This window comes from Pseudomonas sp. S11P7 (genome assembly GCF_023195435.1).
Taxonomy (GTDB): domain Bacteria; phylum Pseudomonadota; class Gammaproteobacteria; order Pseudomonadales; family Pseudomonadaceae; genus Aquipseudomonas; species Aquipseudomonas fluorescens_G.
The window spans coordinates 5,042,358-5,054,561 of the sequence record NZ_JALPKS020000002.1 but is presented as its reverse complement, the minus strand read 5'-3'; the positions used below and the strand labels follow the sequence as shown (position 1 = coordinate 5,054,561).

The 12,204-nt window shown below is 61.5% G+C and carries 10 protein-coding genes, 1 pseudogene and 1 riboswitch; of the genes and pseudogenes, 6 read left to right on the top strand and 5 right to left on the bottom strand.

Annotated features, from left to right (window positions below; genetic code table 11):
- The first annotated feature begins 57 nt into the window (after positions 1 to 57).
- Genes M0746_RS23235 through M0746_RS23225 form a run of 3 tightly spaced genes read left to right on the top strand, consistent with a single transcriptional unit; the run spans position 58 to position 2,579 of the window.
- Positions 58 to 1,032 carry a glycosyltransferase family protein gene (locus M0746_RS23235; protein WP_258450721.1) on the top strand — a complete coding sequence of 325 codons (975 nt, stop codon included), beginning with the start codon at positions 58 to 60 and terminating at the stop codon, positions 1,030 to 1,032.
- A gap of 1 nt (position 1,033) precedes the next feature.
- Positions 1,034 to 1,720, top strand: a complete 687-nt coding sequence (locus tag M0746_RS23230) for a hypothetical protein (RefSeq protein WP_258450720.1) — start codon at positions 1,034 to 1,036, stop codon at positions 1,718 to 1,720.
- 58 nt (positions 1,721 to 1,778) lie between these two features.
- Complete coding sequence (locus M0746_RS23225; protein WP_258450719.1) at positions 1,779 to 2,579, top strand: hypothetical protein; 801 nt, start codon at positions 1,779 to 1,781, stop codon at positions 2,577 to 2,579.
- Between the two features lies 1 nt (position 2,580).
- Here M0746_RS23225 and M0746_RS23220 read toward each other — a convergent pair whose 3' ends face one another.
- The 4 genes from M0746_RS23220 to M0746_RS23205 all read right to left on the bottom strand — a co-directional run bounded on the left by M0746_RS23220 (position 2,581) and on the right by M0746_RS23205 (position 6,014).
- Complete coding sequence (locus tag M0746_RS23220; protein ID WP_208938995.1) at positions 2,581 to 3,549, bottom strand: metal ABC transporter ATPase; 969 nt, start codon at positions 3,547 to 3,549, stop codon at positions 2,581 to 2,583.
- 31 nt (positions 3,550 to 3,580) lie between these two features.
- Complete coding sequence (locus tag M0746_RS23215; protein ID WP_258450718.1) at positions 3,581 to 4,393, bottom strand: aldo/keto reductase; 813 nt, start codon at positions 4,391 to 4,393, stop codon at positions 3,581 to 3,583.
- Positions 4,390 to 5,565: an NAD(P)/FAD-dependent oxidoreductase gene (locus M0746_RS23210; protein ID WP_258450717.1), complete on the bottom strand. Its 1,176-nt coding sequence runs from the start codon at positions 5,563 to 5,565 to the stop codon at positions 4,390 to 4,392. Before M0746_RS23210 ends, M0746_RS23215 begins: the two co-directional genes overlap by 4 nt.
- A 116-nt stretch (positions 5,566 to 5,681) precedes the next feature.
- Complete coding sequence (locus M0746_RS23205; RefSeq protein ID WP_090280663.1) at positions 5,682 to 6,014, bottom strand: DMT family transporter; 333 nt, start codon at positions 6,012 to 6,014, stop codon at positions 5,682 to 5,684.
- Between the two features lie 107 nt (positions 6,015 to 6,121).
- Between M0746_RS23205 and M0746_RS23200 the strand changes: the two genes are divergently transcribed.
- Both M0746_RS23200 and waaA read left to right on the top strand, forming a co-directional pair.
- A complete protein-coding gene (locus tag M0746_RS23200) occupies positions 6,122 to 7,018 on the top strand; it encodes a LysR family transcriptional regulator (protein WP_258450716.1) in 897 nt (298 codons plus the stop codon).
- Between the two features lie 11 nt (positions 7,019 to 7,029).
- On the top strand, positions 7,030 to 8,304 hold the full coding sequence (gene waaA, locus M0746_RS23195) for a lipid IV(A) 3-deoxy-D-manno-octulosonic acid transferase (RefSeq protein WP_258450715.1): 1,275 nt from the start codon (positions 7,030 to 7,032) through the stop codon (positions 8,302 to 8,304).
- A 51-nt stretch (positions 8,305 to 8,355) separates the two neighbouring features.
- Here the strand turns inward: waaA and M0746_RS23190 are convergent.
- Positions 8,356 to 9,788: pseudogene (locus M0746_RS23190) on the bottom strand (TolC family outer membrane protein).
- A 206-nt stretch (positions 9,789 to 9,994) separates the two neighbouring features.
- A riboswitch (TPP riboswitch) is annotated at positions 9,995 to 10,100 on the top strand.
- 146 nt (positions 10,101 to 10,246) lie between these two features.
- Between M0746_RS23190 and thiC the strand changes: the two are divergent.
- Entirely contained in the window at positions 10,247 to 12,136 is a 1,890-nt protein-coding gene (thiC, locus tag M0746_RS23185; protein ID WP_186619565.1) for a phosphomethylpyrimidine synthase ThiC, read from the top strand.
- Positions 12,137 to 12,204: the final 68 nt, after the last annotated feature.

Below are 12,204 nucleotides of genomic sequence, written 5' to 3'. Positions count from 1 at the left end.
AGTTGGCAGGTTTGAATCCGCTGCGCTTGCCTGCCAAAGTCGCGTGGTCATTAACCTATGAAAGTCATGCTCCTGGTGATGGACGAGCAGCGGGTCATTCTCGACCGGCTCTACGACATCGTGCAGCAGAACTGTGATGAATGTGTCATCCATCGTTTGAGCAAACAGCAGCAGATGAACCTCGGGCCGTTTCTGGCCTCAGTGGATTATCAGACCTTTGATCGCGTGGTGATTTTCTCCCGGGTCAAGCGTCTGGCCCCGCAGTTGCGGGTGCTCAAGTGCATTCCGGGGCTGGTATTTCTCGAACACGACGCCTATCAGAACTACATGCCGGCGAGTAAATATCGCGGCGTGTATTCGCGCTTGTATGGGCGCCTGCCGAGTTGCCGGGCGCTGGTGTCCGGGGCGGTGGTCGCACGCAAGATGCTCGCCGAGGGCATCGACACGGTATTCGTCTCCAAGGGTTACGACGAGCAGATGCTGCACAACACCGGCGTCGAGCGCGACATTCCCATCGGTTTTCTCGGCAGCCTGAAAAGCACCGAGTACGCCGAGCGCAAGGCCATGCTCGAGTCGCTCTCGCGGCGGACCGGGATGCTGGTGACCCGGACGAAATCCGGTGATGAGTACTTGCAGACCCTCAACCGCATCCGCATTTTCGTCAGCGCCGACATCGGCATGAACGAGTTCATGATCAAGAACTTCGAGGCCATGGCGTGTGGCTGTGTGCTGCTGGCCTGGAGCCAGGGCGAAGAAGACCGCTTGCTCGGTTTTGAAGACATGCACAACACCGTGTTCTACCGCAGTGAAGAAGAAGCGGTAGAGAAGATCAAGTTGCTGCAGAGCGATCCCGAGCTGGCTGAACGTATTGCCCGCAATGGCCAGGCGTTTGCCGAGAGCCGCTATTCGTTCGCCCGTGTCGGTCAGGCCCTCGCGGCTGAAATCCAGCGCGAAATGCGCCCATGGCAGCCACCCTCGGCCTTCACGCAATGGTGGGTGAAAGTGCGTTACGGGATGAAGGTGCCGGTCTGAAATGAAGGATCAACCCATGGCGCCGGATGCGCTGCCCGGTGGTGATCAGGCGGTGTTCGAGGCATTGCCGGCAGAGCTGCGTGCGCGCCTTGATCGCGCCGCGCGAGTGGTGCTGATTGCCAATAACCCGGCCATCACCGCAGCGGATTTTCAGGCGCTTAACATCGGCGCGGATGACGTCGTGGTCAGCTTCAATACCTGCATCAAGGCCACGCTGCTCAACGAGCAAAGCGTCAATGTCTTCGTGCACGGTTACAACGCGCCGGACGCCTACTTTTTTGGTCTGCCTTACGGGCCACACGTTCAACACATGTTCGAACGTTCGGGCGAGCGCTGCTTCAGCATGCTGGTGGGCTGCGCCGCGCCGATGTGCCCGTTACCGCGCGTGACGATGTATTGGGACCGCATCCCGCTGCCGCCGCTGTGGCATTACCCGGTGGACCGTCCGGGCGGCAAACGCTATGTCGGGCCGTCCACCGGTTTCAACACACTGGTACTGTTTGACTGGCTGCGCGGTGAAGCGGGTTATACCTATGAGTTGATGACCCTGGGCTTTTCCAACGAAGCCGGGAAACTCTGGGGCGGGCACGCCTGGGACTACGAGCGCGACTGGCTGCGCCAATCGAATATCATCGTGGTACCGCTGCAACCGCGGCGTTGGTGGCAAAAACTGTTTCGACGAAAGTAAGCGACATCGTGTATCCGGATGCCGGCAGGCCCGAACGACTATCAAAAGGTGCTGTTGAGTGTTGAAAATCGCCGTGGCTTTTTTCGGGATCCCGAGGAATTCGCCGATCTGCTTCCCCTCCATCGAACAGAATGTTCTGGCGCAGTTGCCGGCAGGCAGCGAGGTGCAGTGTTTCTACCATCTGTACAGGATTGATGAAGTACAGAACGCGCGCTCCGGTGAACAGGGCGCGCTGACGGCTGACAACTACCAGCCTTTTGAGGCGATGACAGGCTCGCTGACGTCGACCGAAGGCGTGCTGGAACGCTGGGATTTTGAACGAGTTAAATCACTGGGCGACACCTGGGCCGATGACTACGCATCGCTGCGCAACCTGATTTATCAGCTCAATTCGCTGCACACCGTGACCACGATGATCGAAGCCTTCGATCCGGATTTTGTCGTGTACGTGCGCCCGGACAATTTCTTCCACACAGCGCTGCCCGGCTACGTGTTCAATCATGCCCAGGCCCGGCGGCACCATGCCTATATCCCGGACTGGCAGTGGTGGGGCGGGCTCAATGACCGCTTCGCGGTGTGCGGGCGTGATACTTACGTCGCGTATGGCAAGCGCATTGAGCGGATCTTCGATTTCTGCGAGGCGACTGGCAGAAAGCTGCACTCTGAACGCTTGCTCAAATACGCGTTGCAGCAGGCCGGCGCGAAAATCTGCACGCTGCCGACCCAGGCATCACGTGTACGCATTACCGGCGCCTTCGCCGAAGAGTCGTTCTCGCCCAAGCGTGGCATGGGCAAACGCGAGAACCGCTACTTTCATTTCTTCGCCACACTGCGCACCTGGTTCGACCGCCGGCGATAGTTCAGGACCTGGCCGGTTTCTTTTTGCCCAGGCCCACCAGCCGCAGCGCCTTGATGCTCAATTGCTTGAGCCCTGAACGCGGAGCTTTGGCCGGTTGCAGACCCTGTTGCACCAGCCAGTCTTTCCAGCGAATCCGTTCCTCGCGCACGACCCAGCCTTCCTGAGTGGCAAAGCTTTCGGCCAGATAGAGCCCGCGGGTGCTGGCTGGAACCAGCTTGTCGCGCTTGAGGGTGTACAACTCGGCCACTGGCGCGCCGTCCTTGAGTGGCATCAGGTACAGATCGGGGCGCTTGCGATCGAGGCGGGCCACCAGTTGATCACCTTCCAGCCGCTCATCGACATGGAACAGGCTCAGGGACTTGGCTTCCTTGGGCACGTCCAGACGCAAGTCGTAGATCAATTGCAGGGAAGCAGTCGGCAGGTGCACATAGGCCCGCGGCCGCTCGAGCAATTGCAGGCTGGCGCAACGCACCGGCCGCGCCGAACCGGACAGCGGCGTCAGGCGAAACGGCAGCGCTTCGCGATAATGCAGGGCCGCCGAGTAGGGCGCCGGCAGCCAGGTGTCATTGAAGCGCCCGCCGAGCCAGCCTTCTGGCGTTTCCAGTAGGCATTCTTCGGCAATTTCCTGAATCGCTGTGTGCAGTGGAATGTTCAGCTCATGGGCCGGCACATAACCGGAAATCAGCTTCAGCACCACATCGCCGCGATCCTGGCGGCGTTGGCGCACCAGCACCCAGTAATCGCGATTCTGCCAATGCAGGGTCAGGCGCACGGACACGCCGAGGTTGGCCAGTTCCAGCGAGAAGTGTTCGGCGTCGGCCACGCTGACCGGTTTGCGTCGCTGCAGGGTCTGCGCAAAATTCAGCGGCATGCCGACGCTCTGGTAGCTCAGGCCTTCGGCAGTGGCTTCGACGAACAGCGGCAGGGTCTTGAAGTTGCTCGGGTTCTTGCGGATGAGCGTGCGCGGCATATCGGCTCCTGCTTATGGCCGCGGGGCGGCGTCAGTGACCACGAAGGACCTGGGCAACGGTCGCAACGTTGTGGGCGAGGTGCAGCGGATTGATCGTGCCGACAATAGCACTGGCGACGCCAGCTTGCGCGAACAGCAACTCGAAGCTGGCCCGCACCGGATCCACGCCCGGACTCAGACAGACGTGACCGCTGGCCAAGGCTTTTTTCACCAGAATGGCTTTGCCGTGGGCAGCAGCATAGTCAATGACTGCCTTCTCGTTTCGTTCGTTCAGATTGTAGGTGACCATCGCACAATCGCCTTGCTCCAGGGCTTTCAGGCCGCCCTCGACAGTTTTGCCGGAAAAGCCGAAGCCGCGAATCTTGCCCTCGGCTTTGAGCGCCGCAAGCGTTGCGTAAACCTCTTGGTGTTCGAGGATCGCCAGGTCGTTGCCGTCGGAGTGCACCAGCACCAGATCGATAAAATCGGTTTCCAGACGTTGCAGGCTGCGCTCTACCGACATCCGCGTATGCGCTGCACTGAAGTCATGGCGCGACAGGCCATCGGCAAATTCTTCGCCGACCTTGCTGACGATCACCCAATCCTGGCGCTGGCCGCGCAGCAGCGGGCCGAGGCGTTCTTCGCTGCGGCCATAGGCCGGGGCAGTGTCGATCAGGTTGATGCCCAGCTCGCGGGCCTGACGCAGCAGCATGCGCGCGGCATCGTCGTCGGGAATCTGGAAGCCGTTGGGGTATTTCACCCCTTGATCGCGGCCGAGTTTGACCGTGCCCAGGCCCAGCGGCGAAACCGTCAGACCGGTGCTGCCCAGTGGGCGATGCAGATCATGCAAATTGGCGATAGTCATGGCAGCAGTTGCTCCCAGGCTGGAATACCCAGTGGCGGTTTTGGCAGCGGCGGCAGCGGCTCGGTGACTTGCGGGGTAATACCGTCGCGTTCCAGCGCCGTGATGACGCGATCGGCAAAGTCCGGCGCCAGTGCCAGTTTGGTCGGCCAGCCGACCAGCAGGCGGCCCTGTTCGGCGAGGAAGGCGTTGTCCGGCCGGGTCAGCCCGGTTTGCAGCGGTTCGGCGCGGTCGACGCGCAGGGTCGCCCATTGCGTGGTACTGAGATCGATCCACGGCAACAACTGCGCGATTTCCTTTTGCGCGGTGGCGATCTGCTCGGCCGGCTCGCGATGCACGCCTTCGCTCTCGGCGATATCGCCGCCCATGTACCAGACCCACTGGCCATCAGCGGCCGGGTGGGTGGTCACGGTAATGCGTGGTTTAGTGCCGCCGCCGAGGCAGTGGGCATACAGTGGTTTCAGGCCCGGGCCTTTGGCGAGGATCATGTGCAGCGGCCGGCGTTGCATCGCCGGTTGGCTGAGGCCGAGTGCTTCGAGCAACTGTGCAATACCGGCGCCGGCGCTGAGGACGATGCGCTGCGCATGAATGGCGCGGCCGTCGACCGTCAGGCCGACCAGTACGCCATCCTCCAGCAGCGGTTCGATGGTCTGCCCGGCGAGCAAGCCATCGCCGGCCAGGTCGGCCAGCCGCTGAATCAGGCTCGGCACGTCGACCACCAGTTCGGCAAGACGATAGACCTTGCCTTTGAAACGCTTGTCTTGCAGGGCCGGCGGCAGCTCGTCGCCCTTGACCTGATCGACGCGACCACGCACGGCTTTGCTGGCGAAGAAACTGGTGAGGTTGCCGGCCAGAGTGCCCGGCGACCACAGGTAATGGGCTTCGGACAGCAGGCGCACGCCGGTCAGGTCCAGCTCGCCGTTGCCGGCCAGGGCTTCGCGCCAGCGCCGCGGCATGTCAGCGATCGCTTCCGACGCCCCGGTCAATGCGCCGTGCAAAGCGTATTTGGCGCCGCCATGAATGATCCCCTGCGACTTCACGCTTTGCCCGCCGCCGAGGCTGGCGCTTTCCACCAGCACGGTCGAAAAACCCTGACGGCGCAGACGCGCGTTCAGCCAGAGGCCGGCGACACCAGCGCCGACAATCAGAACGTCGGTGGAAATAACGGATGGCATGCAGCGACCTCGGGGTATAGAGAAGCTGCAAGTTTCAAGCTTCAAGCTGCAAGCTGCAACCTGAAGCGTCAAATCGCTCGTGCTTGCGGCTTATCGCTGGGAGCTTGTTGCTGCTCTCAGTGGCCGGCGGTTTTCGAGAACAGCTGGATGACGACCACGCCCAACACGATCAGCGCCATCCCCGCCATCGCCGGTATATCCAGTTTCTGCCCGTACAGAAACAGTGCCGCGACGCTGACCATCACGATGCCCATGCCGGCCCACACCGCGTAGGCCACGCCGACCGGAACCGTGCGCACGACCAGCGTCAGCATCCAGAACGCAATCGCATAGCCGACGATGACCAGGATCAGCGGCAACGGGGTGCTGAAGCCTTTGACGGCTTTCATCGACACGGTGGCGATCACTTCGGCGCAGATCGCGATGGCGAGATAGGCGTAGGCGTTCATGGTTTCAATCCTCAATAAAATGCTGCTCACTGAGGCGATATTCTAGGGATTCGCCAGATGGGGTAAAGTCATTACCTATCTGTTATGTAGATAGGTTGGTGAGCCATATGCAATGGAATCTGGACCAGTTGCGCGTATTTGTAGAGGTCGCCGAACAGCGCTCGTTCTCCGCCGTGGCGCGTCAGCAGCGCAAGGCGCAATCAGCCATCAGCAGCGCCATTGCCATGCTCGAAGATGACTTGGGCGTAAGCCTGTTCGAACGCAGCAGCGGGCGTCAGCCGACTCTCACCGAAGCCGGCGGGGCCTTGCTTGAAGAAGCGCGGGAAGTCTTGCGTCAGTGCGAACGTCTGAACGGCCGCGCCATGGCAATGCTGCGCGGCCAGGAAGCGCAGTTGCGCGTGGCGCAGGATGAGGCGATGCCATATCAGGCGCTGGTGGAAAGTTTCGGTGAACTGGCCGAGCAGTTTCCCAGCCTCGAAGTGCAACTGACCAGCGCCGCTCAGGGTGAAGTCGCGCGCAAACTGGTCGAGCGCCGCGCCGATCTCGGCCTGTTGTTCTATCACGATGAAATTCCCGAAGCGCTCGAACGTCGCGTGCTCGGCAGCGTGGAAATGGTCACGGTGTGCGGCATTCATCATCCGTTGGCAGCGCAGCCTTACGTAACCTGCCAGCAACTGGCGCAACATCGGCAGTTATTGATGTCGACGCAAACCAGCGTCTACCCCGGTAACGAAGCGGCCAGCCCGCAAGTGTGGCGCGCCGACAGTTTCTATGTGATGTCCGAATGGCTGGTGCGCAACCTTGGCTGGGCGTGGTTGCCGCGCCATGTGGTGCAGTATTCGGCGTATCAAGGGCAGATGGTCGAACTCGCCAGCGAATGGACGCCGCCGGCCCTGGTGGTGGAGCTGGTCTGGCGCCGTGACGAGCCGCTTGGCCCGGCTGCACGCTGGCTGGCCGAACGTTTTGCCGTGCACTTGCGCGCGATCGGCGACAAAAGCCGATAAACTCCGCCGCCATGAATAGAACTCTGTACACCGCGCTGTTTTACCTGGGGCTGCCACTGGTGGTGATTCGGCTGTGGCTGCGCGCGCGCAAGGCGCCGGCGTATGCCAAACGGATTGGCGAACGTTTCTCCTGCAACATGCCGACACTGCAGCCCGGCGGCATCTGGGTCCACGCCGTGTCGGTGGGCGAAAGCATTGCCGCCGCGCCGATGATCCGCGCCTTGCTGCAGCGTTATCCACAGTTGCCGATCACCGTGACCTGCATGACGCCGACCGGTTCGGAGCGGATTCAGGCGCTGTTCGCCAATGAGCCGCGCATCCAGCATTGCTATCTGCCGTACGACTTGCCGTGCGCGGCGGCGCGCTTTCTGGATCGCGTCCAGCCAAAACTCGCGGTGATCATGGAAACCGAGTTGTGGCCCAACCATATTCACCAATGCGCCAAGCGTGGAATTCCGGTGGCGCTGGCCAACGGTCGGTTATCGCAGCGCTCGGCCAAAGGCTACGGGCGCTTCAGCAAACTGACCGCGCCGATGCTCGCTGAAATGAGTCTGTTTGCCGTGCAGACCGAGGCCGAGGCTCAGCGCTTCCGTGATCTGGGCGCGCGGCCGGAAACCGTCGACGTCACCGGTTCGATCAAGTTCGACCTGACCATCGACCCGCACCTGCTGCAACGCGCCGCCGACCTGCGCGCTCAATGGCAGGCACTGGAACGTCCGGTCTGGATCGCTGCGAGCACCCACGAAGGCGAGGACGAAGTGGTGCTTGACGCCCATCGCCGTCTGCTCGCCAATCACCCCGACGCCTTGCTGATTCTGGTACCGCGCCATCCCGAACGTTTCAATGCGGTGTTCGATCTGTGTCAGCGCGAAGGTTTCGCCACGGTACGGCGCTCGACCGGTGCCCATGTCGATGCGCAGACGAGCGTGCTGCTCGGCGACACCATGGGCGAGTTGCTGTTTCTCTACGCCCTGGCCGACAGCGCCTTCGTCGGCGGCAGTCTGGTCGCCAACGGCGGGCACAATCTGCTCGAGCCGGCAGCGCTGGCAAAACCGGTCATCAGCGGTCCGCACCTGTTCAATTTCCTCGACATCGCCGCGCAACTGCGCGAAGCCGGGGCACTGGCGGAAGTGGACGATGCCGAAGGGCTGGCGGTCGAGGTACAGCGTTTGTTCGAATTGCCGCGCGATGCGCAACGCATGGCCGAGGCCGGGCTGGCGGTGATGCGCCGCAATCAGGGCGCGTTGCAGCGTTTGCTGGAGGGTTTGGGCAGGCTGATCAAATAAGTCGGGCGTAAAAAGATCGTCCGGGCATGCCTCGGACGATCTTTTTTCATTTCAAGGCCGGGCTTTCAATTGCGCCTCGGCCGCCGACGCCAGATCCGGCGGCAAGAAATCCTTGTCCGGGTTGTAGTCGGCTTTCAGATAACGCCGCAGGTCTTGCAGGTCCCCGGGTTCAACGTGCCCGCCGCCTGCTTCAGGCGCAGGTTGTCGAGGATGTAGTCGTAGCGGGTGTTGTTGTAGTTGCGCACCGAGGTGTACAGCTGACGCTGGGCGTCGAGCACGTCGACGATGTTGCGCGTGCCAACCTGATAACCGATTTCCGTGGCTTCCACCGCGCTCTGGTTGGAGATGATCGACTGGCGGCGCGCCTGCACCTGCTCGACGTCGGTATTCACCGCACGGTGCAGGTTGCGGGTGTTCTCCACCACCTGGCGGCGCAGCGATTCGCGCTGCTGCTCGCTCTGATCCAGTTGCGCGTAAGACTGGCGCACTTGCGAGCTGGTCAGCCCGCCACTGTAGATCGGGATGCTCAGCTGCAGGCCCAGCGTGCTTTGTTCGACGTTGCCGCCGTAGGGGGCGCCGAACGAGTTGGGGTTGGCGAAGCCGAGGGCGTCGTTGTCACCTTTTTCGTATTTGGCTACGGCATCGAGGGTCGGCAAATGCCCGGCCTTGCGCTGCTTGAGGGTTTGCTCAGCCGAGCTGACCGCGTAATTGCTGGCGAGCAGGTTGAGATTCTGCCGCGCCGCCGTGTCGACCCAGGATTTCGCATCGTTCGGTGCCGGCGGCAGAATCGGCAGGCTGTGGACGATGCCCTGAATCGAGTTGTACTGGCGGTTGGTCAGGGTGATCAGCGCTTCGAACGCATCATCGACCTGGCGCTGCGCAACGATGCGGTTGGCTCGCGCGGTGTCGTAACTGGCCTGCGATTGCAGCACGTCGGTCTTGTCCGAGAGGCCGACATCGAAGCGCTCGTTGGACTGGTCGAGCTGGCGCTTGAACGCGGCTTCTTCAGCCTTGGTCGAGGCAAGGTTGTCCTGGCTGCGCAGCACATTGAAATAGCTTTCGGCGGTTTGCAGGATCAGGTTCTGTTCGGTCGCCGAGAGTTGCAGGGCGGCCTGTTCGTTGACGTCCTTGGCGGCCTGGTACTGGAACCAGCGATCGGCGCGGAACAACGGTTGGGCGAGGGTCGCCTGATACGAATGAGCGCTGCGATTGGCAATCGCTGAAGGCTGGTCGATCGAGGTGCGCACGTCGGCGACTTCGGCGCCACCGGACAGATTCGGCAGCAAACCGGCGCGGGCCTGTGGCACCACTTCTTTCTGCGCGCCGTACTGGGCGCGAGCGGCGGCCAGATCGGCATTGTTGTCGACCGCTTCCTGATAGACGCTGACCAGATCGGTTTTGGTCGACAAAGGCGCTTCGGCCGCCCAGGCCATTGCGGTGGACGCACAAGACACGGCCACAGCCAGTGAGAGTTTGCGCAGCATGAGGCGATCCCTAGCATTAATATTATGGAAATAATCCGGGCGCCAAAGGTAAGGCGCGGCCTGCACAGCGTCAAGGCGGGGCAGAGCAAGGCGAGTGTAGTTGCGCAAGCGCATCACAACAATCGGCCGAGCCCCTGTATTTGTGCCATTGATCATGGCGTTTGCCGCGGTGTTGGCGTTCTTTGCCAGTTGTGTCTAGACTGGCCGGGTTCTTGTCGGGGTGCCTTGCTATGAGGCTGAGATCGAATAATTTCGGATCCCGTTGAACCTGATCAGGTTAGCGCCTGCGTAGGGAACAAGATTTCTCGTCACCCGGCGAGTCCTCTTGTGCTTCGTCCGGGAATTGTTCGACAATCGAACGCCCCCATGACGAATGCACAGCACCGGTCCTGGTGCGTCCGTGCCTCTCAGGTTCTGCTCCGACAATCCACTGCTGGATGCTGTCTGGAGAGCCCGTGATGACGACAAAAGAAAAAAACGCGATCAATCTCAGTGACTCGGCCAAGGTCGATGAGCAATCGGTCAAGCCGTTCACCCGTTCGCAAAAAGTCTACGTTCAGGGCTCACGCCCGGACATCCGCGTGCCGATGCGCGAAATCAGCCTGGACGTGACCCCGACCGACTTCGGCGGCGAAATCAACGCGCCGGTCACCGTCTACGACACCTCCGGCCCGTACACCGATCCGAACGTGGTCATCGATGTGCGCAAAGGCTTGGGCGACGTGCGTTCGGCGTGGATCGACGACCGTGGCGACACCGAGCGTCTGCCGGGCCTGAGCTCGAACTTCGGTCAGCAGCGTCTGGCCGATGCCGAGCTGACCAAGCTGCGTTTCGCTCACGTCAACAACCCGCGCCGGGCCAAGGCCGGCGCCAACGTCAGCCAGATGCACTACGCGCGCAAAGGCATCATCACCGCCGAGATGGAATACGTCGCCATCCGCGAAAACATGAAGCTGCAAGAGGCCCGCGCTGCCGGCCTGCTGAAGCAGCAACACGCCGGCCACAGCTTCGGCGCGAGCATCCCGAAAGAAATCACTCCTGAGTTCGTCCGCGAAGAAATCGCCCGCGGCCGCGCAATCATTCCGGCCAACATCAACCACGTCGAACTGGAACCGATGATCATCGGCCGTAACTTCCTGGTGAAGATCAACGGCAACATCGGCAACAGTGCGCTGGGTTCTTCGATCGAAGAAGAAGTGGCGAAACTGACCTGGGGCATTCGCTGGGGCTCGGACACGGTGATGGATTTGTCCACCGGCAAGCACATTCACGAAACCCGCGAGTGGATCATCCGCAACTCGCCGGTGCCGATCGGTACCGTGCCGATTTATCAGGCCCTGGAAAAAGTTAATGGCGTTGCCGAAGACCTGACCTGGGAGTTGTTCCGCGACACGCTGATCGAGCAGGCCGAGCAGGGCGTCGATTACTTCACTATCCACGCCGGCGTGCTGCTGCGTTATGTGCCGCTGACCGCCAAGCGCGTGACCGGCATCGTTTCCCGTGGCGGTTCGATCATGGCCAAGTGGTGCCTGGCGCACCACAAAGAGAACTTCCTCTACACCCACTTCGACGAAATCTGCGAAATCATGAAGGCCTACGACGTCAGCTTCTCGCTGGGCGATGGCCTGCGTCCGGGCTCGATTGCCGACGCCAACGACGAAGCGCAGTTCGGCGAACTGGAAACCCTCGGCGAGCTGACCAAGATTGCCTGGAAGCACGACGTGCAATGCATGATCGAAGGCCCGGGCCACGTGCCGATGCAGTTGATCAAAGAGAACATGGACAAGCAGCTCGAGTGCTGCGACGAAGCGCCGTTCTACACCCTCGGTCCGCTGACCACCGACATCGCTCCGGGCTACGATCACATCACTTCCGGCATCGGAGCGGCAATGATCGGCTGGTTCGGCTGCGCGATGCTCTGCTACGTGACGCCTAAGGAACACCTGGGGTTGCCGAACAAGGATGACGTGAAAACCGGGATCATCACTTACAAGATCGCTGCGCATGCTGCGGATCTCGCGAAAGGGCATCCGGGCGCGCAGATTCGTGACAACGCCTTGAGCAAGGCGCGCTTTGAATTCCGTTGGGAAGACCAGTTCAACCTCGGCCTGGACCCGGACACCGCGCGTTCGTACCACGACGAAACCCTGCCGAAAGACTCGGCCAAGGTCGCGCATTTCTGCTCGATGTGCGGGCCGAAATTCTGCTCGATGAAAATCACCCAGGAAGTCCGCGAATACGCGGCCAACCAGCGTATCGACGCGGTCGACGTGGACGTCGCCAAAGGCCTGGCGGAACAGGCCGAGCGGTTCAAGCAGGAAGGCAGTCAGCTGTACAAGAAAGTCTGATCCGGTTCGCACTGATCGTTCCCACGCTCCGCGTGGGAATGCAGCCCGTGACGCTCCGCGTCACTGGA